Source organism: Mycobacterium sp. (genome assembly GCF_032159775.1).
Classification (GTDB): domain Bacteria; phylum Actinomycetota; class Actinomycetes; order Mycobacteriales; family Mycobacteriaceae; genus Mycobacterium.
The window spans coordinates 1-25,549 of the sequence record NZ_JAVHWK010000106.1 but is presented as its reverse complement, the minus strand read 5'-3'; the positions used below and the strand labels follow the sequence as shown (position 1 = coordinate 25,549).

31 protein-coding genes are annotated in these 25,549 nt (G+C 67.0%); 20 read left to right on the top strand and 11 right to left on the bottom strand.

Annotated elements, in window-relative coordinates; all coding sequences use genetic code 11:
• Window positions 1-21: 21 nt before the first annotated feature.
• The 3 genes from QOJ24_RS11825 to QOJ24_RS11815 are packed head-to-tail and all read left to right on the top strand — an operon-like array spanning window position 22 to window position 2,215.
• Window positions 22-642: an acid phosphatase gene (locus tag QOJ24_RS11825; protein ID WP_526261315.1), complete on the top strand. Its 621-nt coding sequence runs from the start codon at window positions 22-24 to the stop codon at window positions 640-642.
• Window positions 639-1,736: an isochorismate synthase gene (locus QOJ24_RS11820; RefSeq protein ID WP_526261313.1), complete on the top strand. Its 1,098-nt coding sequence runs from the start codon at window positions 639-641 to the stop codon at window positions 1,734-1,736. Before QOJ24_RS11825 ends, QOJ24_RS11820 begins: the two co-directional genes overlap by 4 nt.
• Entirely contained in the window at window positions 1,733-2,215 is a 483-nt protein-coding gene (locus QOJ24_RS11815; protein ID WP_526261311.1) for a GNAT family N-acetyltransferase, read from the top strand. The genes QOJ24_RS11820 and QOJ24_RS11815 overlap by 4 nt, the downstream gene beginning before the upstream one ends.
• On the opposite strand, the gene QOJ24_RS11810 is transcribed toward QOJ24_RS11815, so the two are convergent.
• The 3 genes from QOJ24_RS11810 to QOJ24_RS11800 are packed head-to-tail and all read right to left on the bottom strand — an operon-like array spanning window position 2,161 to window position 4,840.
• Complete coding sequence (locus QOJ24_RS11810; RefSeq protein WP_526261309.1) at window positions 2,161-2,592, bottom strand: hypothetical protein; 432 nt, start codon at window positions 2,590-2,592, stop codon at window positions 2,161-2,163. The two genes, QOJ24_RS11815 and QOJ24_RS11810, sit on opposite strands and share 55 nt — an antisense overlap.
• On the bottom strand, window positions 2,589-3,035 hold the full coding sequence (gene aroQ, locus QOJ24_RS11805) for a type II 3-dehydroquinate dehydratase (RefSeq protein WP_526261308.1): 447 nt from the start codon (window positions 3,033-3,035) through the stop codon (window positions 2,589-2,591). Before aroQ ends, QOJ24_RS11810 begins: the two co-directional genes overlap by 4 nt.
• A complete protein-coding gene (locus QOJ24_RS11800; protein WP_526261306.1) occupies window positions 3,032-4,840 on the bottom strand; it encodes a bifunctional sugar phosphate isomerase/epimerase/4-hydroxyphenylpyruvate dioxygenase family protein in 1,809 nt (602 codons plus the stop codon). Before QOJ24_RS11800 ends, aroQ begins: the two co-directional genes overlap by 4 nt.
• Window positions 4,841-4,916: 76 nt before the next feature.
• Here QOJ24_RS11800 and QOJ24_RS11795 point away from each other — a divergent pair, with 76 nt between their 5' ends.
• The 11 genes from QOJ24_RS11795 (at window position 4,917) to whiB1 (ending at window position 14,458) form a co-directional block, all read left to right on the top strand.
• Complete coding sequence (locus QOJ24_RS11795) at window positions 4,917-5,561, top strand: TetR/AcrR family transcriptional regulator (RefSeq protein WP_526261304.1); 645 nt, start codon at window positions 4,917-4,919, stop codon at window positions 5,559-5,561.
• Between the two features lie 96 nt (window positions 5,562-5,657).
• Window positions 5,658-6,515 (top strand): shikimate dehydrogenase family protein, encoded by an 858-nt coding sequence (locus tag QOJ24_RS11790; protein WP_526261302.1) that lies wholly within the window; start codon window positions 5,658-5,660, stop codon window positions 6,513-6,515.
• A 34-nt stretch (window positions 6,516-6,549) separates the two neighbouring features.
• On the top strand, window positions 6,550-7,908 hold the full coding sequence (locus QOJ24_RS11785; protein WP_526261300.1) for an MFS transporter: 1,359 nt from the start codon (window positions 6,550-6,552) through the stop codon (window positions 7,906-7,908).
• Window positions 7,905-8,693, top strand: coding sequence for a protocatechuate 3,4-dioxygenase subunit beta (gene pcaH / locus QOJ24_RS11780; protein WP_526261298.1), 789 nt, complete (start codon window positions 7,905-7,907; stop codon window positions 8,691-8,693). Before QOJ24_RS11785 ends, pcaH begins: the two co-directional genes overlap by 4 nt.
• Entirely contained in the window at window positions 8,693-9,262 is a 570-nt protein-coding gene (gene pcaG, locus QOJ24_RS11775) for a protocatechuate 3,4-dioxygenase subunit alpha (RefSeq protein ID WP_526261296.1), read from the top strand. Before pcaH ends, pcaG begins: the two co-directional genes overlap by 1 nt.
• Window positions 9,259-10,461 (top strand): 3-carboxy-cis,cis-muconate cycloisomerase, encoded by a 1,203-nt coding sequence (gene pcaB / locus QOJ24_RS11770; RefSeq protein WP_526261294.1) that lies wholly within the window; start codon window positions 9,259-9,261, stop codon window positions 10,459-10,461. The genes pcaG and pcaB overlap by 4 nt, the downstream gene beginning before the upstream one ends.
• Complete coding sequence (pcaDC, locus tag QOJ24_RS11765; RefSeq protein ID WP_526261292.1) at window positions 10,458-11,624, top strand: bifunctional 3-oxoadipate enol-lactonase/4-carboxymuconolactone decarboxylase PcaDC; 1,167 nt, start codon at window positions 10,458-10,460, stop codon at window positions 11,622-11,624. Before pcaB ends, pcaDC begins: the two co-directional genes overlap by 4 nt.
• A complete protein-coding gene (locus QOJ24_RS11760) occupies window positions 11,621-12,289 on the top strand; it encodes a 3-oxoacid CoA-transferase subunit A (protein ID WP_526261290.1) in 669 nt (222 codons plus the stop codon). The genes pcaDC and QOJ24_RS11760 overlap by 4 nt, the downstream gene beginning before the upstream one ends.
• Window positions 12,286-12,957, top strand: coding sequence for a 3-oxoacid CoA-transferase subunit B (locus tag QOJ24_RS11755; protein ID WP_526261288.1), 672 nt, complete (start codon window positions 12,286-12,288; stop codon window positions 12,955-12,957). Before QOJ24_RS11760 ends, QOJ24_RS11755 begins: the two co-directional genes overlap by 4 nt.
• 37 nt (window positions 12,958-12,994) lie before the next feature.
• Window positions 12,995-13,954, top strand: coding sequence for a diacylglycerol/lipid kinase family protein (locus QOJ24_RS11750; protein WP_526261286.1), 960 nt, complete (start codon window positions 12,995-12,997; stop codon window positions 13,952-13,954).
• Window positions 13,955-14,203: 249 nt separating this feature from the next.
• Complete coding sequence (whiB1, locus tag QOJ24_RS11745; RefSeq protein ID WP_003882795.1) at window positions 14,204-14,458, top strand: transcriptional regulator WhiB1; 255 nt, start codon at window positions 14,204-14,206, stop codon at window positions 14,456-14,458.
• 111 nt (window positions 14,459-14,569) lie between these two features.
• Here whiB1 and pdtaS read toward each other — a convergent pair whose 3' ends face one another.
• Together pdtaS and QOJ24_RS11735 are read right to left on the bottom strand one after the other, a co-directional pair.
• The gene (gene pdtaS / locus QOJ24_RS11740; protein ID WP_526261284.1) at window positions 14,570-16,066 is read right to left on the bottom strand and encodes a two-component system sensor histidine kinase PdtaS; all 1,497 of its coding nucleotides are present in this window, start codon (window positions 16,064-16,066) and stop codon (window positions 14,570-14,572) included.
• A 24-nt stretch (window positions 16,067-16,090) separates the two neighbouring features.
• Window positions 16,091-16,306: a biotin/lipoyl-binding carrier protein gene (locus QOJ24_RS11735; RefSeq protein WP_066978033.1), complete on the bottom strand. Its 216-nt coding sequence runs from the start codon at window positions 16,304-16,306 to the stop codon at window positions 16,091-16,093.
• Window positions 16,307-16,452: 146 nt separating this feature from the next.
• Here QOJ24_RS11735 and QOJ24_RS11730 point away from each other — a divergent pair, with 146 nt between their 5' ends.
• Entirely contained in the window at window positions 16,453-16,545 is a 93-nt protein-coding gene (locus QOJ24_RS11730) for a 50S ribosomal protein bL37 (protein WP_003882799.1), read from the top strand.
• Here QOJ24_RS11730 and rsrA read toward each other — a convergent pair.
• On the bottom strand, window positions 16,542-16,844 hold the full coding sequence (gene rsrA / locus QOJ24_RS11725; RefSeq protein ID WP_526261282.1) for a mycothiol system anti-sigma-R factor: 303 nt from the start codon (window positions 16,842-16,844) through the stop codon (window positions 16,542-16,544). The genes QOJ24_RS11730 and rsrA overlap by 4 nt on opposite strands.
• On the bottom strand, window positions 16,841-17,503 hold the full coding sequence (locus QOJ24_RS11720; RefSeq protein ID WP_526261406.1) for a sigma-70 family RNA polymerase sigma factor: 663 nt from the start codon (window positions 17,501-17,503) through the stop codon (window positions 16,841-16,843). The genes rsrA and QOJ24_RS11720 overlap by 4 nt, the downstream gene beginning before the upstream one ends.
• Before the next feature lie 252 nt (window positions 17,504-17,755).
• On the opposite strand from QOJ24_RS11720, the gene ybaK reads away from it, so the two are divergent.
• Both ybaK and QOJ24_RS11710 read left to right on the top strand, forming a co-directional pair.
• The gene (gene ybaK, locus QOJ24_RS11715) at window positions 17,756-18,250 is read left to right on the top strand and encodes a Cys-tRNA(Pro) deacylase (RefSeq protein ID WP_526261280.1); all 495 of its coding nucleotides are present in this window, start codon (window positions 17,756-17,758) and stop codon (window positions 18,248-18,250) included.
• Between the two features lie 81 nt (window positions 18,251-18,331).
• Complete coding sequence (locus QOJ24_RS11710; RefSeq protein WP_526261278.1) at window positions 18,332-19,180, top strand: SDR family oxidoreductase; 849 nt, start codon at window positions 18,332-18,334, stop codon at window positions 19,178-19,180.
• On the opposite strand, the gene QOJ24_RS11705 is transcribed toward QOJ24_RS11710, so the two are convergent.
• Complete coding sequence (locus tag QOJ24_RS11705) at window positions 19,181-20,212, bottom strand: hypothetical protein (RefSeq protein ID WP_526261277.1); 1,032 nt, start codon at window positions 20,210-20,212, stop codon at window positions 19,181-19,183. It abuts the gene before it with no gap.
• A 136-nt stretch (window positions 20,213-20,348) separates the two neighbouring features.
• Between QOJ24_RS11705 and QOJ24_RS11700 the strand changes: the two genes are divergently transcribed.
• Window positions 20,349-20,873 (top strand): hypothetical protein, encoded by a 525-nt coding sequence (locus QOJ24_RS11700; RefSeq protein WP_526261275.1) that lies wholly within the window; start codon window positions 20,349-20,351, stop codon window positions 20,871-20,873.
• Entirely contained in the window at window positions 20,870-21,796 is a 927-nt protein-coding gene (locus QOJ24_RS11695; RefSeq protein WP_526261273.1) for an HTTM domain-containing protein, read from the top strand. The genes QOJ24_RS11700 and QOJ24_RS11695 overlap by 4 nt, the downstream gene beginning before the upstream one ends.
• On the opposite strand, the gene QOJ24_RS11690 is transcribed toward QOJ24_RS11695, so the two are convergent.
• Genes QOJ24_RS11690 through QOJ24_RS11680 form a run of 3 tightly spaced genes read right to left on the bottom strand, consistent with a single transcriptional unit; the run spans window position 21,793 to window position 25,277 of the window.
• Complete coding sequence (locus tag QOJ24_RS11690; RefSeq protein WP_526261271.1) at window positions 21,793-22,956, bottom strand: NDMA-dependent alcohol dehydrogenase; 1,164 nt, start codon at window positions 22,954-22,956, stop codon at window positions 21,793-21,795. The genes QOJ24_RS11695 and QOJ24_RS11690 overlap by 4 nt on opposite strands.
• The gene (locus QOJ24_RS11685; protein WP_526261269.1) at window positions 22,953-24,500 is read right to left on the bottom strand and encodes an aldehyde dehydrogenase family protein; all 1,548 of its coding nucleotides are present in this window, start codon (window positions 24,498-24,500) and stop codon (window positions 22,953-22,955) included. The genes QOJ24_RS11690 and QOJ24_RS11685 overlap by 4 nt, the downstream gene beginning before the upstream one ends.
• A 45-nt stretch (window positions 24,501-24,545) precedes the next feature.
• On the bottom strand, window positions 24,546-25,277 hold the full coding sequence (locus QOJ24_RS11680; RefSeq protein WP_526261267.1) for a YqjF family protein: 732 nt from the start codon (window positions 25,275-25,277) through the stop codon (window positions 24,546-24,548).
• A gap of 23 nt (window positions 25,278-25,300) precedes the next feature.
• Here QOJ24_RS11680 and QOJ24_RS11675 point away from each other — a divergent pair.
• Window positions 25,301-25,549: methyltransferase domain-containing protein (locus tag QOJ24_RS11675; protein ID WP_526261265.1), on the top strand; the 249-nt coding region annotated here is incomplete at its 3' end.

Sequence of the window (25,549 nt, the reverse complement as noted above, 5' to 3'; positions counted from 1 at the left end):
GCGTGGGGCAGAATCGGCAGAGTGACCGGCGACACCAGGCTGCAGCACCGGCTGCTTCTGCTGCGACACGGCGAAACCGAGTGGTCCAAGAGCGGCAAGCACACCAGCCGCACCGACCTCGAGCTCACCGAGACCGGGCGAGGTCAGGCGAAATCGGCGGGCGAAACGATCGCCCAGCTGAACCTGAACAACCCCTACGTCATCAGCAGCCCGCGCAAGCGCGCCGTCGTGACCGCCGACCTGGCCGGCCTCGATGTCGACGAGGTGAATCCGCTCATCAGCGAATGGGATTACGGCGACTACGAGGGCACCACGACCCTGGAGATCCGCGAGACCGTGCCGAACTGGCTCGTCTGGACGCACGGCTGTCCTGGCGGCGAAACCACCGCCGCGGTGTGTGAACGCGCCGACCGGGCGATCGCACTGGCCCTGGATCACATGCAGACCCGCGACGTCGTCTTCGTGGGACACGGGCACTTCTCCCGCGCCGTCATCACCCGGTGGGTGGAGCTGCCCGTGTACGAGGGGATCCGGTTCGCGATGGCCGCGGCGTCGATCGCCGTGTGCGGCTACGAGCACGGCGCGCGCCAGCTCAGCGGACTCGGGTTGACCGGATATCCGAACCCGACCGTGTTCACGTGACCCGCGAACCGGCGTTCGTCCTCGCCACCGGTGGCAGTGCTGTCGTCGCCGAAGGGGTGCACACCGCGTACAAGAGCATCGCGGATGCGCGCACATCGCTGACTTCGCACAGCACCCCGATCATCGTGGGCGCCTTGCCGTTTGACCTCTCCAGGCCCGCCGCCCTGATCCGGCCGCAGGACGTGGCTTTCCTCGACGCGCTTCCGAAGTGGCCGCTGCGGCCGCTGCCCGGTGTGCGGGTGGCCGAGACGCTGCCCGACCCCGATGAGCACCGCGCCAGGGTCGCTGCGGCGGTGCAACGGCTGCGCGACCCCGCGAGCGGACTGCACAAGGTGGTGCTCGCCCGCGCGTTGCGGTTGGTGGCCGACGGCCCGCTCGACGCGCGCACGATCCTCGACCGCCTCCTCGCGGCGGACCCGGCCACCAACGCCTATCTCGCTGACCTGACGGCCGCGGGCGCCGACCATTCGGGGACGGTGCTGATCGGCGCCAGCCCCGAGCTGCTGGTGGCCCGCCAGGGCGACCGGGTGGTCTGCGCACCGTTTGCGGGTTCGGCGCCGCGAATGCCGGATCCGGATGCCGACGCGGCCAGTGGTGACGCGCTCGCCGCGTCGGACAAGAACCGGCACGAGCACGCTCTCGTCGTCGACGCGATGCGCGCAGCACTCGATCCGTTGTGCGTCGATCTGCAGATTCCGTCGACCCCGCAACTGAGCCGCACCGCCGCGCTATGGCATCTGTCCACGCCAATCAGCGGCCGGCTACGCGAAAAATCCACGACCGCTTTGGATCTCGCACTCGCCCTGCACCCGACCCCCGCGGTCGGTGGAGCCCCCGCCAAGGCGGCGGCTGACTTGATCGGCGAAATCGAAGGCGAACGAGGATTCTATGCAGGCGCCGTTGGCTGGTGTGACCAACGCGGCGACGGACGCTGGGTAGTGTCCATCCGGGGCGCGGTGCTGTCGGCCGACCGCCGCACCGCCGTCGCGCACGCGGGCGGCGGAATCGTCGCCGACTCCGATCCCGACGACGAAGTAGACGAGACTACAACGAAATTCACCACCATCCTGTCGGCCTTGGAGGCCCAACCATGATCATCCGGCGTGCCGAGCCCGGCGACGAGGTCGAGTTGACGGCGATGATTCACGAGCTCGCCGAGTTCGAGCGCGCAGGCAACGAATGCACGGTCACCGAATCAGACTTGCGCACGGCGCTTTTCGGCGACTCGCCGACGGTGCACGGCCACATCGCCGAGGAGGACGGGCAGGCCGCCGCCGGCGCGCTCTGGTTCCGTAACTTCTCGACGTGGGACGGCGTTGCGGGGATCTACCTTGAGGATCTGTTCGTCCGTCCGCAGTTCCGCCGTCGCGGGCTGGCCCGTGAGATGCTGGCCGCACTGGCCCGCGAATGCGTCGAGAACGGCTATACCCGGTTGTCGTGGGCGGTGCTCGACTGGAACGTGAACGCGATCGCGCTCTACGACGCCGTCGGCGGACATCAGATGAACGAGTGGATCACCTATCGGGTGTCGGGCCCCGAGCTGTCCGCGCTCGCCGGGCCGCCCGAATCCTGAGTGCTGAGCCACTGCACGGCCGACGGGCTGAACAACTGCACCAGCGTGACGAGCGCGACAACGGCGACACCGATGCCGTAGATCCACTGCCCCGAGCCGACGGCGAGATACCACGCCACCGGCAACAGCAGTAGCTGGGCGAACACGGCCACACCGCGCCCCCAGCGGCGGCCGGTCCACAACGCCCAGCCGGCCGCAAGCACCGCCCCGCCGATGATCACAAAATAGGCGGCCGTGCCGTACATGTTCAGGCCGGGTTCGTCGCCGCCTGAGATACCGCTGACGACGTAGACGACCGCGGCCAGCACGCCTGCAATCCCTTCGAGCGCCACCAGAACGGCGGCCCGCCGAACAGTCGTCGGCGACGGCACCGTCACGGTGTGTGCTCCTGGGCGAGATACCGCACGGCGGCCGCGTAACCCTCCGGACCCGCGCCCGCCACCACCATCTGGGCGACAGCGGACACATACGAGTGGTGCCGGAACGGCTCCCTGCGATGGATGTTCGACAGGTGCACCTCGGCCACCGGCAGGTTCACCGCACTCAACGCGTCGGCGATGGCAACCGAAGTGTGTGTCAACGCACCGGGATTGATCACGATCCCGCAGCAGTCGTGGCGGGCATTGTGGATCTCGTCGATCAAGGCGCCCTCGTGGTTGCTCTGCACCGCACGCAGGTCGTGCCCGTGTTCGGCGGCGGTCGCGGTCGCGAGCTTCTCGATGTCGGCGAGCGTGACGGTGCCGTATACCTCGGGTTCGCGGCTGCCGAGCAGGTTCAGGTTCGGCCCGTTGACGAGGAGCAGCCTGTGCCGATCTGTCACGTGCGTACGGTACCGACACGCGCGCCGCGCTGGGCAGCCAACCGCACCGGCGCGTTGTCGGCGCCATAGCCGTCGTACCGTCCGCGCCGCTGCACGAACTCGAAGAACACCGTGCCGACCGTGCGGGTGTAGAAGTGCACGAAGTCGCCGCCGGGGTCCCTGTCGTAGAGCAGGTTCAGTTCGCGGTAGGTGTCGACGGTCGCGTCGTCGAGACCGAAGCGGCCGGACAGGTAGTCGTAGTAGTTGTCCGGAACCGGTAGCAGCTGTGCACCGTTGGCCCGCGCCGTGCGGGCCAGCCCGACGACGTCGGAACACGAGAACGCCACGTGCTGAGGCATATTGGCCTCGCCGAGGATGTGCGGCGCGACGTTCAGTATCAACCGCACCGCACCGTCGGCGGTGCGCATCGACTGGCTGCGCACCAGCCCGTTGGGACCCGGCACCTCCGCCGGGGTGTCCGCCGACAAACCGAACACGCTGGTGAAGAACAACACCGCGTCGTCGACGGTCTGCCAGGGCTGCGCCAGGTTGACGTGGTCGATGCCGCACACCGGTGTTGGCGCCGCCGCCAGGCCGTTCTCGAACTCGTCGACCCATGCGGAGTCGCTGACCCAGTACACCTCGGTGCCGTCGGGTGCGACGGCGGCGCCCAGCGCCTGTTCCCTGGCATAGGTCCTGCGGTAGGCGACCGGCGCCATCAGCTCGGCCGCACGGCGTGAGGTGGCGACGGCGTCGGGTACCTGCACGCCGACGGCCGCGACGTGCGGAATCTGATCGCGCGCCTGCTGTTCGTTGAGGACTACGCGGGCGTCACCTGCCGACCACAGCGACACCGGCTTGGTGCGATGCCGCCCACTCGGCGTGAAGCCCACCTGGGCCAGCAGCACCTCGACTTCGCTGGTGTCCTCGGCCTTGATTTCGACGAAGTCGAACCCGGTCGGCGCCTTGGTCTCGGTGAGGGTGGCCAGGTCGCGACGCCAGCCCTCGGGGGCGAGCGCGGCGGTTCTGTCCTGCAACCACAGCAGTGAGCGCAGGGCGTGCACGGCGGTGCGCTCGGGATCGGTTTGCCGGAAGGTGTCGTTGAACACCTCGAGTGACAGGGGCCCGTCATAGCCGGTGGCCAGGACATGGGAGAGGAAACGAGGAAGGTCGAAGGCGCCCTCGCCGGGGAACAGCCGATGGTGGCGGCTCCACGAAAGCACGTCCATGCTCAGCGCGGGCGCGTCGGCGAGTTGCAGGAAGAAGATCTTGTCGGCGGGGATGTTCTCGATCGCAGACGGGTCGTGGCCGCGGGACAGCACGTGGAAACTATCGAGGCAGACGCCGACGTTCGGGTGGTCAGCGAGGTCGGCGATGCGCCATGCGCGCCGGTAGTCGTCGACGAACCTGCCCCATGCCAGCGCCTCGAAGGCGACCCTGATGTCGTATCGCGCGGCGAGGTCGCCGAGGCGACGCAGTTGGTCGACCGATACCTCATCGGAGTCCACGGTCGCGGTCGCCACGTTGCTGCACACCAGGACGAGGCCGATGCCGAGGCGCTGCGCGGTGGTGAACGTGGCGGCGGCGCGGCGCAGGTTCTCGCCGAACATCTCCTCGTCGACGCCCTCGATGTCGCGCAACGGTTGATAGAGGTCCAGCGACAGCCCGAGCCGCCTGCTCAGTGCCCGGATCTCTTCCGGGCTGTGGTCATTGGCGATCAGGTCCGGTTCGAACAGCTCCACCCCGTCGAATCCGGCGGCCGCGCAGGCGTGCAGCTTCTCGATGAGCGACCCGCTCAGCGAGACCGTGGCGATGGACGTCTTCATTGGGCTCAACCTTCCGACGAGATTAATGTACGGAATGGTTAGTTACATCACAAGGGTACGCGGTAGGCTGCCCGGTGTGACCGCCGAGCCGCGTCCCGAACCGTTGCGCGACGCCGTGCGCACGCGCTCCGAGCTCATTGAAGTGGCCACCGCCGTGTTCGCCGAACTGGGCTACTCCGGCGCCCGCGTCGACGAGATCGCTGAGCGGACGCGAACCACCAAGCGGATGATCTACTACTACTTCGGCGGCAAGGAACAGCTCTATCTGGCGGTGCTCGAGAACGCCTACCGCGGCATCCGCGAGGCCGAGCAGCGATTGCAGGTCGACCATGTCGACCCGGTCGACGCCATCCGAGCGGTGGCCGAGATGACCTTCGACCACCACATCGCCCATCAGGACTTCATCCGGCTGGTGGCGATCGAGAACATTCACCGCGGACAGTTCATCGCCCGCCTCGAGACGCTGCGCACGCTGGGTGCGCCGGCAACGTCGCTGCTGGGACAGATCCTTGACCAGGGCCGTGAGCTGAGCGTTTTCCGCGAGGACGTGGATGCGCTCGACGTGCACATCCTTATCAGCTCGTACTGCGTGTTCCAGGTGGCCAACCGGTACACCTTCGGCCACCTATTCGACGTGGACTTCACCGAACGCGACACGCACGCCCATCTGCGGCGGATGCTCGGCGACGTGGTCGTCGGCTGGCTGACGTCCAAGCAATAGACCGCGACCCGGATCACATTCAGCCCTTGACGCTGCCCGCATTACTGTGTTGGACTTCACGTACGTACTAGTTAGTACATTACTGAGCGGAGTTCCATGACGCATCGCCCCTTCCTGGTCGGGCTGGTCGGCACGGGCGTCGGCCCGTCGCTCACCCCGGCGCTGCACATGGCCGAGGCGAGCGCCCAGGGTCTGGAGTACCTGTACCGGACCATTGACCTGACCGCGGCCGGCGTGGCGCCCGAGCGCATCGGCGAGGTGCTCGACTGGGCCCGCACCCTCGGCTTCGACGCCCTGAACATCACCTATCCGTGCAAGCGCCTGGTGATCGAGCACCTCGACGAGGTCGACGACGTGGCCGCCGAGCTCGGCGCGGTGAACACCGTGATCTTCGATGGGCCTCGTGCGGTCGGCTACAACACCGACACGACAGGTTTCGCGCTCGGATTCACCGAGGGATTGCCCGGTGCGGCCACCGACAACGTGGTGCTGATCGGTGCGGGCGGTGCCGGAGCCGCCGTCGGTGACGCGCTGCTGCGCCTTGGTGCCGACCACCTCACCGTCGTGGACGTCGACGTCGAACGGGCCACCGCGCTCGCCAATGAACTCGCCGCCATGCGTCCCGAGGCCCGCGTCGATGCCTCGTCCCCGGAGAAGCTGGCCGTGCTGCTGCCCGCCAGCGACGGCGTAGTGCACTGCACCCCGACGGGCATGGCCGACCACCCGGGCATGCCGCTGGACCCCGAGCTGCTGCACCCCGGCCTCTGGGTGACCGACATCGTCTACCGGCCGCTGGACACCGAGCTGCTGCATGCGGCACTCGCGGCGGGATGCCGCGTCTGCGACGGCGGCCACATGGCCGTGCATCAGGCCACCGAGGCATTCGCCTTGATCACCGGCATCACCCCCGATGCCGAACGCATGTCCCGTCAATTCCGCCGCCTCGTCGGCTGAACGAACAACCACCGAGAGAAGAAACAGGAGAATCATGAGCGGCATCGAGACCACCAAACCCGATGGCACAAGCGGTGATTCGCAACGGCGAACCCCCGGGCGTGCCGCGCTGGCCAGCTTCATGGGCAGCGCCGTCGAATACTACGACTTCTTCCTCTTCGGCACTGCAGCGGCGCTGATCTTCCCGAAGGTGTTCTTCCCGTCGGGCAACGAAGCGTCACAGGTGCTGTCGTTCGCGACGTTCGGTGTCGCGTACGTCGCACGCCCGGTCGGCGCGTTCGTCCTCGGCCATTTCGGCGATCGCATCGGCAGGCGCAACGTGCTGATGTTCACGCTGGTCTTGATGGGGGTGTCGACCTTCGCGATCGGCTGCCTGCCCACCTACGGCGCCGTCGGCTGGCTCGCGCCTGTGCTTCTGGTCCTCTGTCGGCTGCTGCAGGGCTTCTCTGCCGCGGGTGAGCAGGCCGGCGCCAGCTCGTTGACCCTCGAACACGCCCCGGATCACCGCCGCTCCTACTTCACGTCATGGACGCTGACCGGCACGCAGGGCGGCCTGATCCTGGCCTCGCTGGTGATGATTCCGTTCGTGTCGCTGCCCGACGACGCCGAGCTGTCCTGGGGCTGGCGAGTCCCGTTCTGGCTCAGTGCAATCGTCGTCGTGGTGGCATTCTTCATTCGTCGGCGCCTGCATGAAACACCCGAGTTCGACGAGGCGAAGGCCACCGGCGCGATCGCACGCATGCCGCTCAAGCCGTTGCTGCAGAACCACTGGAAAGACGTGCTGCGGGTGTTCTTTTGCGCGTTCATCGCTGCTGTCTCGACAGTCATCACGACTCTGGCCATCGCCTACGGCAAGAAGATCGGCCTGGATTCGGCCATCACGGTCTGGCTGGTCGTGGCCGCCAATGTCTTCGCGCTGGGCACCCAACCGCTGTTCGGCATGCTCGCCGACCGGATCGGGCGCAAGCCGGTCTTCATCTACGGCGCGTTGTCGTCGGCGATCATGTTGCCCTTCTACCTGCTGTCCATGAGCGGCGACAACACTGTGCTCACCTTCGCGCTGGCCGTCCTCACGTTCGCCTTCGGATACGGCGCCGCGAACGCGGTCTGGCCGTCCTTCTACGGCGAGATGTTCAGCACCCAGGTGCGGTTCTCCGGCATGGCGATCGGCACCCAGCTCGGCTTCCTCGTCGCAGGCTTCGCGCCGTCGATCGTGACCGCGCTCGGCGGCGTCCGCGAGGGCGGCTGGGTCGTCATCAGCATCTTCACCGCGGTGGTCTGCGTCATCGCGACGGTGTCCGCACTGACCGCACGCGAGACCAAGGACGTGCCCACCGCACTGCTCGGGCACATGGTCGATTCGCAGAAGGTGATGGTGAACGGCCGACGATGAAAACACCGATCGACACCAACCCCGACGCCGCAGCGGCCACCCAGGCCCAGATCAGCGACGAGATCGCGGCCATCGAGTCCGACTACCAGGCCAGCGGGATCGAGGAGACCCAGCCGCGGTTGGACTACTCGCCCTACCGCAGCAGCCTGCTTCGCCACCCCACAAAGGATCTGCAGCATGCAGATCCTGAAGGAGTGGAGCTCTGGACGCCGTGCTTCGGCGAGCGCGACGTCGCAGCGCAGGAAGCGGATCTGACGGCCGGCCACGGTGGCGAGCCGATCGGCGAGCGCATGGTGGTGACGGGCCGCGTGGTCGACGGCGACGGCCGCCCGGTGCGCCGTCAGCTGGTCGAGATCTGGCAGGCCAACGCGAGCGGCCGCTACGCGCATCAGCGCGACCAGCATCCCGCCCCGCTTGATCCGAACTTCACCGGAGTGGGCCGGTGCCTGACCGACGACGACGGCACCTACCGCTTCACGACCATCAAGCCCGGGCCGTACCCGTGGAAGAATCACTACAACGCGTGGCGGCCCGCGCACATCCACTTCTCGTTGTTCGGAACCGAATTCACGCAGAGGATGATCACCCAGATGTACTTCCCCGGCGACCCGCTGTTCGACCTGGACCCGATCTACCAGTCCATCACCGACCAGAAGGCCCGCGACCGGCTCGTCGCGAGCTACGACCACGGCGTGACGACCCATGAGTGGGCCACCGGCTACCGGTGGGACGTCGTGCTGACCGGCAGCCACGAAACTCCCTTCGAGAAAAGCGAGCAGTCCTGATGAGCACGCTGACACCGACCCCCGGCCAGACCATCGGCCCGTTCTTCGGCTACGCGCTGCCGTTCGAGCGGTCCAACGAACTGGTCGCACCGGGATCACCAGGTGCCATCCGGCTGCACGGCACCGTCACCGACGGTGCGGGCGCACCCGTGCCCGATGCCCTGCTGGAGATCTGGCAGGCGGGCGCCGACGGCGCCGTCCCGTCGGCCACCGGATCGTTGCGGCGCGACGGCGCGACGTTCACCGGTTGGGGTCGGGCAGGCACCGATCTCAAGGGCAACTACAGCTTCACGACGGTCGAACCCGCTGCGACGAGCGACGATACGGCGCCGTTCTTCGCAGTGACGGTGTTCGGTCGGGGCTTGTTGAACCGGCTCTTCACCAGGGCCTACGTGCCGGGCGAGCGACTGGGCGCAGACCGGCTGCTGGGCTCGTTGCCCGCCGAGTGGCGAAACACGCTGGTTGCCGTGCGCGACGAGAACGGCATGCGATTCGACATCCGTCTGCAGGCGGGCACCGACGGCGTCCCCGAGACGGTGTTCCTGCGTTACCCGGGCCACCGAGCATGACCGATCTGTTCTGGCCAGGAGATCACAGGGCGGCCGACGTGATGAGCGACTCAGCGCTTTTCTCCGCGATGGTCGACATTGAAACTGCCTGGCTTGCAGCGCTTGTCGAGTCAGGGGTGGCACCGCCAGCCGCCCGAACCGACCTGGCCGCGGTGGTGTCCGCGGATGATATCGAGGCGATCGCCGCGGGCGCAGAGGCCGACGGCAACCCGGTGCTGGGCCTCGTCGCGCTGTTGCGGGACCGGACGGGTGGCGAAACCGGCAGGTGGTTGCACCGCGGATTGACGAGCCAGGACGTCGTCGACACCGCGTTGATGCTGTGCCTGCGCGACGGGATGTCAAAAATTCGAGGCGAACTCGCCGCGCAGGTGCGCTCGCTGGCCACATTGGTCGAGGCCAACCAGCACTCGCCGATGCTGGCCCGCACACTGACGCAGGCGGCGCTGCCGAGCACCATCGGAGCGAGGATGGCCAATTGGCTCTCGGGTGTGCTTGACGCCGCAGATATCCTTGCCGCCGTGGGTCCCCTGCCCGTGCAGGCCGGCGGTGCGGCCGGAACACTCGCCGCCGCAACCGAACTGACCGGTTCGGCCGATGCCGCACTCAGCCTGTGCGACGCGTTCGCGTCGGCCGTCGGTCTCACGGCCGCCACCCCGTGGCACACCACGCGGTCGGTCATCACCAGGGGAGGCGATGCGATGGTCAGTTGCTGCGACGCGTGGGGCCACATCGCCAACGACGTCGCGACCGGCAGCAGGACCGAGATCGGCGAGATGACCGAGGGCGCAACGGGTCGCTCGTCAACGATGCCGCACAAGGCGAATCCCGTGCTGTCCATCCTGATTCGCCGCGCCGCTCTCACCGCGCCTGCGCTCGGCGCGACGCTGCACACGGCGTCGGCGGCCGGAGTGGACGAGCGCTCCGACGGTGGTTGGCACGCCGAATGGGCCACCCTGCGCACCCTGACGCGGCACACCGTGGTGGCTGCCGCCGAGACGACGGAACTGATCGCCGCCCTCGAGGTCGACGCCGAGCGCGCACAGGCCAATCTGTCCGCGGCGGATGACGTACTCGCCGAACAGCAGACGATGGCCGAGTTGACGGGCCTGCCGCCGCGATCCGACTATCTCGGGGCAATTGAGCACCTCGTCGACGCCGTTCTCCAACGCGCCCGCCATCACCTCAAGGCGGTGACATGACCACGCCACGCATAGTCGGCACCGACTTCGGTGGGCCCCCGGGCGCGGGGCTGCTGCTGCTCGGGCCATCCCTTGGCACATCGGCCGCGACCCTGTGGAAACCAGTCGCCGAACGCCTTGCCGAGCGCGCCCGCGTAGTGGCCTGGGACCTGCCCGGGCACGGCCGAAGCCCGGCATCCGGTCCGTTTCGCATGTCGGAGCTGGCCGCCGCCGTGCTGGCGCTCGCCGACGACATCGCACCGGGGCAGAGGTTCTCCTACGCAGGCGATTCCGTCGGCGGTGCGGTCGGGCTGCAGCTGCTGTTGGACGCGCCCGAACGCGTGGCGTCGGCTGCGCTGCTCTGCACCGGCGCAGTCATCGGCGATCCCGAGCTGTGGCGTGTTCGCGCAGCGACCGTGCGGGAATCGGGGACCGAGTCGGTGGTCCTGTTGTCCGCCGAGCGCTGGTTTGCGGCCGGGTTCGCAGACCGTGAGCCCGCCGTCGCCGCGGCCCTCCTCGACGCGCTGCGTGACACGAACGCCGAGTGCTACGCGCTGGTATGCGAGGCACTGGCCGTGTTCGACGTCGTCGACAGGCTGCCGCAGATCACTACGCCGGTGTTGGCGATCGCGGGCGCCCAGGACATCCCGACGCCGCCGGAAGGGTTGGCGCAGATCGCATCCGGGGTCAGTGACGGGCGGCTGATCGTGCTGGACGGTGTCGGACATCTCGCCCCTGCCGAAGCTCCCGACCGGGTGGCCGACCTCATCGCGGGCCAGCTGGCGCGCAATCAGTCGGATCACCTGTACGAGGCAGGCATGGCGGTGCGCCGCGAGGTGCTCGGCGACAGCCACGTGGACCGCGCCCTCGCGGCAACCAACGAGTTCACCGCCGACTTCCAGGAACTGATCACTCGTTACGCATGGGGATCCATCTGGACGCGGCCAGGACTCGACCGGCGCAGCCGATCACTGATCACCCTCACCGCGCTTGTGGCGCGCGGGCACCATGAAGAGCTGGCGATGCACGTGCGGGCGGCTCGCCGCAACGGTGTGACCATCGACGAGATCAAGGAGCTGTTGTTGCAAACCGCCATCTATTGCGGTGTGCCGGAGGCCAATTCCGCATTCCGCATCGCGAACAAGGTGCTGATGGAATACGACTCGGCGGAGGAGAACCTATGAGCCGCACGGCGATCTGCGATGACGCCGCCGAAGCGGTCGCCGGAATCGGCGATGGTGCAACGGTTCTCGTTGGCGGATTCGGCATGGCAGGCATGCCCACCCGTCTGATCGACGCGCTCATCGACCAGGGCGCGACCGACCTGACCATCGTCAGCAACAACGCAGGCAATGGTGACACCGGCCTTGCCGCGCTGCTCGCAGCAGGACGGGTGCGCAAGGTCATCTGCTCGTTCCCACGTCAGTCCGATTCCTATGTGTTCGACGGGCTCTACCGTGCGGACAAGATCGCCCTCGAGGTCGTGCCGCAGGGAAACCTGGCCGAACGGATGCGCGCAGCAGGCGCGGGCATCGGGGCGTTCTTCTGTCCCACCGGTGTCGGCACACCCCTGGCCGACGGCAAGGAGGTCCGCACCATCGACGGCAGCGACTACTTGCTGGAATACCCAATCCGCGGCGACGTCGCGTTGATCGGCGCGCATATCGGCGACCGGGCGGGAAACCTGGTGTATCGCAAGACCGCTCGCAACTTCGGGCCCGTGATGGCCACCGCCGCGAGGCTCACCATCGCCGAGGTGTCGCGGGTCGTCGACATCGGCGACATCGATCCGGAAACCGTCGTGACACCCGGCATCTACGTCGACCGCATCCTCGAGGTGAAGCCGTGACCGCCACCACCGGCCACCGGACCGTCGAGCACCTCGACCGCGGCCCGCTTGACCGAAACGAGTTGGCCGCCGTCATCGCACGCGACATTCCGGCCGGCTCGTACGTCAACCTCGGGATCGGCCAACCCACCCTGGTCGCCGACCACCTGGCACCCGAGGCCGGCGTGGTGCTGCACACCGAGAACGGCATGCTCGGCATGGGCGGCGCGGCGTCCGGCGACGATGTCGACCCCGACCTGATCAACGCGGGCAAGGTGCCGGTCACCGAACCGCCGGGAGCGTCCTACTTTCATCACGCCGACTCGTTCGCGATGATGCGCGGGGGGCACCTCGACGTGTGCGTACTCGGCGCGTTCCAGGTCAGCAGGGACGGCGATCTGGCCAACTGGCACACCGGCGCACCGGATGCCATTCCCGCCGTCGGCGGCGCGATGGACCTGGCGATCGGGGCGAAGAGCGTCTTCGTGATGATGAACCTCTTCGCCAAGGACGGCTCCGCAAAGATCGTGCCGACCTGCACCTATCCCCTGACCGGGCTGCGCTGCGTACGGCGCGTCTACACCGAGCACGCCGTCTTCGACATCGACGCCGACGCCGTACGTGTCAGGGACACCTTCGGCATCTCGGTCACCGATCTGCGTGAGCGGATGACCATCGAGCTGAGCTGAACCGACAGGCCGCTCCCGCCGGATAGGCTCTTGGCTCGTGCGCGCCGTGCTGATCGTCAACCCCAATGCAACGTCGACCACGGCAGCCACTCGCGACCTGCTGGCCCACGCGCTCGAGAGCCGGGTCAAGCTGAGCATCGCGCATACGGACCACCGCGGCCACGCCATCGAGATCGGCCGCGACGCGGCCCGTGACGGCATCGACCTGTTGATCGTGCACGGCGGCGACGGAACCGTGAACGAGGTCGTCAACGGCGTCCTCGGGGACTGCGGCAGGAGCCCGCATCCAGAAGCGCCCGCTGTCGCAGTGGTGCCCGGCGGTTCGGCGAACGTGTTCGCCCGCGCGCTCGGCATCAGTCCCGACCCGATCGCGGCCACCAACCAGCTGATCGACCTGCTGGGCGCTCACAAGCGGACCAAGTCGTGGCGCCGCATCGGCCTGATGGACTGCGGCGAGCGCTGGGGCGTCTTCACCGCGGGCCTCGGCGTGGACGGCGACGTGGTGGCGGCCGTCGAGGCGCAGCGGGACAAGGGGCGCAACGTCACCGCGTCGCGCTACATTCGGGTGGCAACGCGCGAAATGCTGGCCCATGCCCGCAGGGAGCCCTCGCTGACGCTGCACCTGCCCGATCGTGACCCGGTGGCCGGCGTGCACTTCGCGTTCGTGTCCAACTCCAGCCCGTGGACCTATGCCAACACCAGGCCGGTGTGGACTAACCCGAACACCACATTCGAGACCGGCCTCGGCCTTTTCGCGACGACCAGCATGAACGTCTGGGCCAACCTGTGGCTGGTCCGGCAGATGCTGTCGAAGAAGCCCAAGATCCGCGCCAAGCACCTGATCCGCGACGACGACCTCGCGTGGGTGAGGGTGACCAGTGACATCCCGGTGGCCTGCCAGATCGACGGGGATTACCTCGGATTGCGGCAAGACATGACGTTCCGGGCGGTGCCGGAGGCTCTCGGCGTGGTCGCGCCACCGGTAATACGCCTCTGATCTGCAGAGATACCAGGGGGGCGGCGCTTCGAGAGCGCAAGTGGGTTGAGTGTAGTACAAACGAGTGAGGCGATTGCGAACAGATTGCCTTAGTGAGATACCCCACGAGTTACCGAACGGTATTGACACCTGTTCAGCGTGTGGGAGCATCGAAGTAAGCAACAGTGCAGAAACAATTTGTTCGCATGCGTTAACAGCCGAAGAAAAGCTCGTGCGCCCCGCTGCGCACATAGTGAGGAGAGTTGAACCATGGATTGGCGCCACAAGGCGGTCTGTCGCGACGAGGATCCGGAACTGTTCTTCCCGGTGGGGAACAGCGGCCCGGCACTTGCCCAGATTGCTGACGCGAAGCTCGTGTGCAACCGCTGCCCGGTCACGACCGAGTGCCTGACCTGGGCATTGGACTCCGGCCAGGATGCAGGCGTGTGGGGCGGAATGAGCGAAGACGAGCGTCGCGCACTCAAGCGACGCAACGCCCGCACGAAGGCCCGCACCGGCGTCTAGCCACACCGAAATCCCACGGAGGCGGCCCCGGCGAAATGTCGGGGCCGTAACTGTGTGAAATTGCAATTGTCCGTTTTGCGCAACGTTAGCCATTTCGCGTAAACGGCGGCTCTACTGTGCCAGTCGCGCGCGCCTGCCGATCGGAACGCGCAGCACCACGTCGGTGCCGCCGGCGGCCGAGGCATGCATCCCCAGCGAACCGTCGAGTTCGGCCGACACCAGCGTCCGGACGATCTGCAGCCCCAACCGGTCGGCCTTCTCCAGACTGAAGCCCTCAGGCAGGCCGCGTCCGTCGTCGTGCACGACGACGTCGAGCCACCGCGCTGACCGCTCCGCATGGATGGTCACTTCGCCGGCCTCGGCCGTGCCGTCGAAAGCATGCTCGATGGCGTTCTGCACCAGCTCCGTGATCACCATCACCAAGGCGGTCGCGCGGTCCGCGTCGAGCACCCCGAAGTCGCCCGTCTTGCTGATGCGGATCGGAGTGTCAACGGTGGCAACGTCATTCATCATCGGCAGGATCCGGTCCACCACACCGTCGAGGTTGACCTCCTCGTCGACCGACATCGACAGCGCATCGTGCACCAGCGCAATGGATGACACCCGCCGCACGGACTCGATAAGCGCCTCCCTGCCCTCGGCGTTGTTGGTGCGCCTGGCTTGAAGCCGCAGCAGCGACGCGACGGTCTGCAGGTTGTTCTTCACCCGGTGGTGGATCTCGCGGATCGTGGCGTCCTTGGACAAAAGCGCACGGTCGCGACGCTTGATCTCGGTGACGTCGCGGATGAGCATCGCCGCTCCCACCGCTTCGGCGTGCACCACCAGCGGCATGGTGCGCAGCAGGACGGCCGCACCCCCCGCGTCGACCTCCATCCGCATGCTGGAACCGCCGACCAGTGAGTCCCGCACGTGGTCGGCCATTTCCTGCGCCTCGAACGGGTCGGAGATCAGCGGCCTGGTCACCGCCACCAGGTTCTGCCCCTCGAGTTCGGCGGTCAGGCCCATGCGGTGATAGGCCGACAGCGCGTTCGGGCTGGCGAACACCACCACACCCGTCACGTCCAGCCGGATGAACCCGTCACCGACGCGAGGGCTGGACCGGGATATCGACAGGTCGCCGACGTTGGGAAAGGTGCCTTCGGAGAGCATGTGCAGCAGATCGCCCGCGCAGTCGAGATAGGCGCGCTCCAGCGGACTCGCCTTACGTGCGGCGAACGCAGTCTGGTGCGTCAGAACCGCAACGATGTGATTGTCGTGGCGAATCGGCACGGCCTCGATCGAGATGCAGTCCGACCCCACTGAATCACGTTGTCCCTCTTCGCTTTCGCGTCCGATTGTGCCGGATTTGAAGGCCGCGGTGACCAACGGCATCTCGGTGGGTCCGGCCAGAGTCCCGACGGCGTCGGCCAACAGCACGGTGGGTGCGGTGTTGGGCCGGCACTGCGCCACGCAAACCAGGGCGCCGTCGTCGCGGCGCACCCACATCAGGTAGTCGGCGAACGACAGGTCCGCCAGCAGCTGCCACTCCCCGACCACGGCGTGCAGATGATCGACGGCGTTGCCGGGCAGCATCGTGTGCTCGGCGAGCAGATCACCGAGAGTGGACATCGGGGCTCGAGAGGAGGATCAGCGCTAGCTGATCACTGCGATGAGGTCGCCGGCCTGGATGACGTCGCCGACGGACACGCTCACCTTGCTGACCGTCCCGGCCACCTCGGCGATCACCGGGATCTCCATCTTCATCGACTCCAGCAGCACCAGGGTGTCGCCCTCACCGATCTGATCGCCCTCGTTCACCACGACCTCGAGCACACTGGCCACGATCTCGGCGCGAACATCCTCGGCCATCTTCACCTCATTCACTTCGGCTGCCTGCCGCTCTATCGAACCACAACCACATGGGGGCAGCGTGCTCACCGGCTCATGAGAGAATGGATCAAACGTGCCCGCAGGATGCGGACGCACACTTCCCCTGATCACACGGAGGTAGCACCATGGCCAAGCGTGGCCGCAAGAAGCGTGACCGTAAGCATTCGAAGGCCAACCACGGCAAGCGGCCCAACGCCGGCTCGAAGTCGGTGCGCTAGCCGCGGGTGATCGTCGTGCGGCTGATCTGGATCTGCAGCCGCGCACGCAGGCCTTCGGGAGCCTTCTCACCGCTGCATTTGGTGGCGATCAGCCGCTTGACACGCTCCTCCACGCCGTAGTGCCGGAGGCATGCCGGGCACTCCTCGAGGTGATGTTTGAGCTTGTCGCGGCTTTCTGCGGTGCATTCGCCGTCGAGCAGCGTCCACACCTCGGCGATCACCGCTGCACACTCGGGGTGCTCGGGATCTACCGGGCCTAACGGTGGGGACCAGCGCGCGTCATCGTCACGGTTACTCATGACGACACCTCCTCGGGGGTGTCGAGCTGTCCCCGAATGAAACCACGTTCCTTGGCCACGTCGGCCAGCAACTCGCGCAGTTGGCGCCTGCCCCGGTGCAACCGGGACATCACCGTGCCGATGGGCGTGTCCATGATCTCGGCGATCTCCTTGTACGGGAAGCCTTCGACGTCGGCGTAGTACACCGCCATCCGGAAATCCTCGGGCAGCGCCTGCAGGGCTTCCTTGATCTCGCTGTCCGGCAGTAACTCCAGCGCCTCGACCTCGGCCGATCGCAAGCCGGTCGAGGTGTGTTCGGCGTTGGCCGCCAACTGCCAGTCGGTGATCTCCTCGGTCGGATACTCCGCGGGCTGGCGCTGCTTCTTGCGGTAGCTGTTGATGTAGGTGTTGGTCAGGATGCGGTACAGCCAGGCCTTCAGATTCGTTCCTTCGCGGAACGACCGGAAGCCCGCGTACGCCTTGACCATGGTTTCCTGCAGCAGGTCCTCGGCGTCGGCCGGGTTGCGCGTCATCCGAAGCGCACCGCCGTAGAGCTGGTCGAGCAGCGGAATCGCGTCGCGCTCGAAGCGCGCGGTCAGCTCGGCGTCGCTCTCTTCGGCTCTCACGGGCGCCGACGTCTCCGGCGCTGAGTCTTGCCCCGAAGCGTCGATGTCGGTCATCTTGGGGAACACCGTCCCTTCCGTCGAGGCGCCACCAATCACGTCGAGTAACTGCACCTGACGCACTGGGCCGTCTATGGCCAAGGTTGGCACCTGAGTACCCCCTTCGTTGATCCTAGAGGTTGAGGTCGACATCTTTTCTTCGCTGGCATGGCGCAAGGCCTTCACCACCCCATCAACAGCACCGATGGCCACACTTGTTCCCCGCCACACCGGCGCCGGCGGCCTTCGCGCCGGTTCTAGGCTGGATCCGTGGCGCGTGCGGCTACCCCGGCGATCAAGGCCCTTCTGGCTGCCGAGATTCCCCATGAGGTGCTGCGATACGAGCACGACCCGGACAACGAGTCATTCGGTGATGAGGCCGTCAACCGGCTCGCGGGGGTGGGTGGTGTCGACCCGCAGCAGGTCTTCAAGACGCTGGTCGTCGCGTTGCCGAATAACGGGCTGGCCGTCGCGGTGCTGCCGGTGCCGTTTCAGCTGTCCCTCAAGGCCGCCGCCGCGACCCTCGGCGTTGCCAAGGCCACCATGGCCGACAGGGCGGCAGCCGAGCGGTCGTCGGGCTATGTGATCGGCGGGATATCCCCGTTGGGCCAGCGCAAGCGCCTGCCCACCGTGGTCGACAGCTCTGCATTGCAGTGGGACCGGGTGCTGTGCAGCGCGGGCAAGCGCGGCTGGGATGTGGCGCTGCACCCGAAGGACCTGATTGCGCTCACCGATGCGGTGACCGCCGACATCCGCGCGTCCTGACCCGCCGAAACGGAATTCCGGCACCAAAAGTGCGAGTAAGTGGGTGCTGGAATTCCGTTTCGCGGCGAATAGGGTGGCCCCATGACGCTTGCCGGCAAAACCATGTTCATCTCCGGTGCCAGCCGAGGCATCGGGCTCGCGATCGCCAAGAAGGCGGCCGCCGACGGCGCCAACATCGCGCTGGTCGCCAAGACCGCAGAACCGCACCCCAAGCTGGACGGCACCGTTTTCACCGCGGCCAAGGAGATCGAGGTGGCCGGCGGACAGGCGCTGCCGATCGTCGGCGACATCCGCGACGGCGACTCGGTGGCCGACGCGGTGGCCAAGGCCGTCGAGCAATTCGGCGGCATCGACATCTGCGTGAACAACGCCTCGGCGATCAACCTCGGTTCGACGACCGAGGTGCCGTTGAAGCGGTTCGATCTGATGAACGGCATCCAGGTGCGGGGCACCTATGCGGTGTGCCAGGCATGCATCCCGCACATGATAGGCAGGGACAACCCACACATCCTGACGTTGTCACCGCCGATCCGGCTGGAGCCGCAGTGGCTGAAGCCCACCGCCTACATGATGGCCAAGTACGGAATGTCGTTGTGCGCCTTGGCGTTGGCCGAGGAGCTTCGCGGTGAGGGAATCGCGTCGAACACGCTGTGGCCGCGCACCCTTGTGGCGACGGCGGCGGTACAGAACCTGCTCGGCGGCGACGAGGCAATGGGTCGGGCCCGCAAGCCCGCCGTGTACGCCGACGCGGCGTACGCGGTCCTCAACAAGCCGTCGCGCGAGTACACCGGCAACGCGCTGCTATGTGAAGACGTGCTTCTGGAGTCGGGCGTCACCGACCTGTCGGTGTACGACTGCGTCCCGGGCTCGGACCTCGGCGTCGACCTCTGGGTCGACACTCCAAATCCGCCGGGTTACACGCCGGCCTGATCAGCAGGGCGGCGGAGCGGGGTGGCAGAGCGTGCCGGTCGTCGACCCGTCGGTACTGGACGTCCCCGACCCCGGGGCGCCACCTGTCGTGGTGCCTGTCGTGGTGCCTGTCGTGGTGCCTGTCGTCGTGCCCGTCGTGGCCCCTGTCGTCGTGCCCGTCGTGCCCGTCGTCGTGCCCGTCGTGGCCCCGGTCGTCGTGCCCGTCGTCGTGCCGGTCGTCGTGCCCTCGGTCCCTGTCGTTGTACCGGTCGTCGTGCCCTCGGTTCCGGTCGTGGTGCCCTCGGTTCCGGTAGTCGTGCCCTCGGTTCCGGTCGTGGTCCCCGTCGTCGTGCCCGTGGTCGTCGCGGGTGTGCCGGTCGTGGCGCCGTTACTTCCCCCGGGGACAGTTCCCGTTGTCGCGCCTGGAAGGGCCCCCGTGGTGGTCGAGCCCGAGGTACGGCCGGTCGTCGAGCCGGTGGTGGTGCGACCGGTGTTCGACCCGCCTGACGAACCGTTGCTGCGCGGGGCAGGTGCCGGAGCGGGAGCCGGCGGCGGCGCCACCGACGGAGGCGCCGCGGGCGCAGGCGCCTGCTGGGGCACCAGCGTCTGCGGCACCTGCTGCGGCGCCTGCTCCTGCTCGCTGCTTCCAGTCAACGTGTAGGCCAGTCCTCCGCCGAGCAACGCCACGACGACCACCGCGCCTGCGATGGCGATCGTGCCCATGGGCAACTTGTTGGCCGGTGCCGCAGGCGGTTGTTGCGCGTACTGCGGTTGCTGGCCGTATTGCGGCTGCCCGTACTGCGGTTGCTGGTACTGCGGCTGGTCGTATTGCGGTTGCCCATACGGCGGGTACTGCTGGTAGGCATCGCCGTAGTTCTGAGTAGGCGCCTCACTGGGCTGTTGGCCTTCGTGGGACCACGCCAGGGCATCGGCCTTGCCGGTCGGAATATCGCCTAGGTCCGCCCGCCTTGTCGCATCCGCGGGATTCTGCGAGTAGCCACGCATCGTCGGATCGTCTTGGTTGCCGCCATACGGAGGCCTTGGTCCTGTCATTGGTCTTTCCTCGCTGAATCCTCATCACCGCGCGTACCCGGGATTGCCCGTGCTCACGGCGAGGCCGTCCCCGACGCAGTCAGCTAATCAAACAACGCACCGCCAAGATATGAGGTATTTCCCTATATTTCCTTCTGTGCAGGTAGGCGAAACGCCGCAAACACCGTCACGCGTACGCGAAATCGCGACAAGCGCGATGATCGTCGTGCTCCTCGCCGTCGTTGTGCTGTTCAACCTGCCTGCGAGCGCCATCACCCGAGCCGCGGCGCCGGTGGTCAACGCCATCGCGCTGCCCCTCGGGCTCGATCAGAACTGGGCGGTGTTCGCCCCGAGGCCGCCGAGCCGCCAGGACAACGTCGAGGTCAACGTCACGATGGCAAGCGGTGTCACGCGGACGTGGACGTTGCCGAGGGCCAACCCGGTGTTCGGCGTACCGACGTCCCACCGCTGGCGCAAGCTCAAGGAGACCCTTGTCACGACGCCGACTCTGCGCCCGGACTTCGCGCACTGGGCGGTTCGCACACTCACCCCGTCCGGTGACCGCGCCGTGCACGTCGAAATGATCCTTCGAACCGTCGGCATACCGCCACCGGGCAGCGACGAAACGGGTCAGCCCGGGGTCGAGACGCTCTACAGCGAGGACCTGGCGGGTCCCCGATGACCGAGGCCACCAGCGCCGTTGCCAGGGGGCTGTCGACGGGCTGGGAAACGTGGCGGGCGTTCTGGTTTCAGCCGCAGCAGATGTACACGCTGGGTTTTGTGCGCATCGCGTTCAGCGCCCTTGTCATCGTGTGGACTCTGTGGCTGCTCCCGGTTCGCAAGGCGCTGCTCGGTCCCGACGGCATCAGCACCGCGCAGCCGTCCATCCCGGACACCTGGGGGCTCTTCGCAGTATGGAACAGCGACGAAGCGATCCTGATCGGCATCGCCGTCCTTATGGTCGCCGCCATCGCGTTGCTCGTCGGCTGGCACAGCAGAATCGCGGCCGTCATCGTGTTTGTCCTCGTCGTGTCCTTCGAGCGCCGCAGCCCGTGGGTGTTCAACTCCGGCGACGCCTTGATCAGGATCGAGGCGTTTCTGCTCGCGATAGCACCATGTGGGGCGGCGTTGTCGCTCGACGAGCGGCGTCGTTCGGGATCGTTCTGGGCGGCTCAGACGCGGCCGAACTGGCCAATACGGCTGCTTCAGATTCAGCTGTCGATCGTCTATCTCGCTGCGGTGCAATCGAAGTTGGCGGGTCAGCCATGGCTTGACGGAACCGCGGTTTCCTATGTGCTTCGGATCGAGGACATGAAACGGATTCCGGTACCGCAATGGCTGACGATGAACGCCCCCGTGATGAACGCGATGACCTGGAGTGTGCTCGCGACCGAGTTGGCGGTGGGAATCCTGGTGTGGTTCCCCCGGTTTCGCCCATGGGTGCTGGCCGCGGGCGTGCTGATGCATCTGACGATCGACCTGACCATCGGAATCGGCATCTTCAGCTATGCGATGTTCGTGCTCTACCTCGCATGGCTGTCGCCGGAGACCGTGAAGGCCCTTCCCGACAGAATGGAACGACTGAGGCGGCGTGACGACCCCTAGTCGAATTCGATGATGCCGCGGATGTTTCGGCCCTCTCGCATATCCGTGAAGGCATCGTTGATCTGATCGAGCCGGTAGCGGTTGGTGATCAGCTCGTCGAGCTTGAGATTGCCGTTGCGGTACATCGACAACAGCATCGGCATGCTGGCGCGCGGGTTCATCCCGCCGTACAGCAGGCCCTTGAGCGTCTTGCTGGACTGGATGAAGTCGGCGAGAACAAGCGGCACGATGTTCACGTCGATTTTCGGAATCGCGGTCATCAAACAGGTGCCGCCCTTGCGTGTCAGCATCATCGCAGGTGCCAGCAGTTCGGCGGGAAGCACGCTCGGCGTCAGCACCACCCGGTCGGCCATCACCCCGGCGGTCATCTCCTGCACCATGGGGATGGCCTCCTCCGCCGAAGCGGCCGTCTCGGTGGCGCCGAAGAACTTGGCCGAATCTCGCTTGAATTCAACGGGATCCACCGCGACGACGGCTCTCGCGCCGGCCGCGCGGGCACCCTGCACCGCATTGATTCCCACCCCTCCGGTGCCGATGATCACGACCGTGTCGCCTGGTTGCGTCCCGACCCCGACCGTCGCCGATCCCCAACCCGTCGTCACGCCGCACGACACCAGCGAGGCGGCCTCGAACGGAATCGAATCGTCGATCTTGATGACCGATTCCTCCGCAAGCACTGCGTACTCGGCGAACGTGCCGAGTTGTGTCATCGCGGTCAGGTCCTCGCTGCCGAGGTGACGACGCGCGGTGCCGTCCGTGACCATGTTCTTGTCGAGGATCATGGCGCCGTTGTCGCACAGATACGTCATGCCCGACACACACCACCGGCACCTACCGCAGGCCGGAATGAACGAGAACGAGACACGGTCGCCCGGCCGCAGCGACCGAACACCCGGGCCGACTTCCTCGACGGTGCCTGCGCCTTCGTGGCCGCCGAGCATCGGAAACAAGTCCGGAACGGTACCGCCCATCGCCTCGATCATCGCGCCGAGCGACTCGGACATGACGCCGTCGCCGCTCGAGTAGTGATCGTCGGAGTGGCAGATGCCGGCCACCGCCATCTTCACCAACACCTCGCCGTCCCGGGGCGGGTCCAGCGTGATCTCCTGCACTTCCCAGTCACCGCCGATGCCTCGCATCACCGCGCCCCGACACTTCATCGCGGACCTCCCTTTGGCTTGATGCCGAATCGTCGCGTTCCGCGTGCCGCGAATCCTCTGATGACCGCCATCGTCGCCCGGTAGGTACGTCGCTTGTAGGGGAACCACAGCAGTTCCCGGGATTGGGTTGCGATGCGGGGAGCCGTAATCGCCTGTGTGCGGCAATATTTGAGCAGGCCGTATGCGGCGCCGTTACGCGCCCCGATCCCGGAGTGCTTCCACCCTCCCATCGGAAGCGCGAAGCTGAACCCGTTGGCCATCGCGTCGTTGACGTTCACCGCGCCTGCTTCGAGTCGACGCGCCACCCGTTCCCCACGCGCGACGTCCCTCGTCCACACCGTCGCCGACAGCCCATAGTCCGAGTCGTTGGCCAGCCGGATCGCCTCGTCCTCGTCGGCCACCTTGACCACCGGCAGCGTCGGCCCGAAGGTTTCCTCCGTCATGCAGGTCATCGACTGGTCGACGTCGACGAGCACGGTCGGCTCGTAGAAGGTGCCCGCCGTGCCGGGCTTACCACCCGTGGTGACCCGCGCGCCCGCGGCGACTGCCTCGTCGACGTGGCGCGCCACCTTGTCGCGTTGGACCTCGGTGGCCATGGCGCCGACATCAACGCGGAAGCGATGGTCGTCGTCACCCTGCCGCAGCCGGCTGACCTTGTCGGTGAGCTTGGCGACGAACTCGTCGTACACGGGTGCCTCGACGTAGACCCGCTCAACGGAAACGCAGGCCTGGCCCGAGTTGAGCATGCCCGCCCATGCGATGCCGTTCGCGGCGCGTTCGAGGTCCGCATCGGCCAGCACGACCGCCGGGTCTTTTCCGCCCATCTCGAGGCTGTAGGGGATCAGCCGCTGCGCACAGGCCACCGCGACCTTGCGTCCGGTCGCCGTCGAACCGGTGAACTGCACGTAGTCCGAGTTGGCGATCACCGCGGCACCGACATCTGCGTAGCCGTTGACCAGCTCCAGCACCGGCGGCGCCCCGATCTCGGCCCAACCGCGGGCGAACTCGGCGGCCGACAGCGGTGTCACCTCCGACGGCTTGACGAGTAGTGCCGCGCCGGCTGCCAGCGCCGGTATCCCGTCGACGACGACATTCATGAACGGGAAGTTCCACGGAATGATGAGGCCCACAAGGGGATACGGACGGTGCATCGTCGTCAACCGCTTGACCTTCATCAGCGGGCTGTGCGGCTTGGGATGGCCGTCGGCCAGGAAGGCGGCCGCATTGCGCGCCCAGTACCCGACGATGTCGGCCGACATCATCGGCTCCATGGACGCCTCGGCCATCGCCTTGCCCGACTCCGCCTGCACCAGGTCGGTGATGCGTTCGGTGTTGTCGAGGATCCAGTCCTGGAACTTCAGCAGCCAGTCCTTGCGCCCGTTTGCGCCCATCGCCTCCCATTCGGGCTGGAACAGTCGCAGTTCGCGGGCCTTGATGGCAACGGCTTCTCCGGTGTCGGTCGAAACGGAGCCGATGACGGAGCCATCGGCGGGTTTGCGTACGTCGATAGCGGTGAGCTGCGGTTTGGCGTGCAGATCGGTCATGTGCACAGCGTCCCCCAGCAGAGACGGCTTTGACTGAGTAATCGACTACTTAACCAGCGATGGGCGACCGAAGCTCGCTTGCACGCCCCCCGTGAACAGCGCCCGCATGCGATCGCCTGCCACTTCGACGCCCGCGGCGGCCACGAGTTCGTCGTCCAGTTCCAGGATCTCGGCCGACCGCAACGGCCACGTGACGTGCTCGTTGGGCATCCACCACGTCCGTCCGGCCTTGCGGGTGTGCGCACCCCACCGAGCGGTCAGCCAGATCTCCAGGTCCGTCGCCGCCACCTCGGGGCCGATACGGACCGTCATCCTGCTGCGCAGTCCCCGTCGCGGCCATCGGCGTCTGCTCTCGTAACAGATCTCATCGGCGGATCTGGTGACGCGCATTCGAGCCCACGTGTAGGGGACGCCCATCGTGGCGCGGACGACGGGCACCACCGCGAGGCGCGCGGTCTCCAACGATCGGAACACCACGCCGCGGCGGCCCGCGTCGTCGATCGAATACAGCCGGACGTTCGTCTCGTGAAACGTGCCGAAGTACGGCAGCCGAAGCGCGGTGCCCACCGCTGTCTCCCGCATCCTGAATGGAATCAGCCCGGCATACGTCTTGCCGTCGAACACGTCCGGGCGAGTGCCCGGCGGAAGCAGGTGCGCGACGTCCTCGGGCCGCACCGGCCAGTGGATGAACGTCAGGTCCGCCCAGAACTGCCGGAAGACGACGGGCGGCGGCAGCGGCGGCGCCGTCACGGGATAGCCGGACAACCACGTCACCACCCCATCGTGACACGCTGAGCGTCGTGTCCTCCCCCACCTCGTGGTCGTCCGGCCGCTACGACGCGATCGGTGATCACATCGCGACGATCGGCGCCGACGTGGTCTCGGCGGTCTCGCGTCTGTTGCCGCTGGATGGCGCCGCGGTTGTCGACCTCGCCTGCGGCACCGGCAGCGTCGCGCTGGCCGCGAGCGCAGCGGGCGCACTGGTGACGGGCGTCGACATCACCCCCGAACTGATCGCACTCGCCGCGGAGAAGGCGACGGCGTCGGGC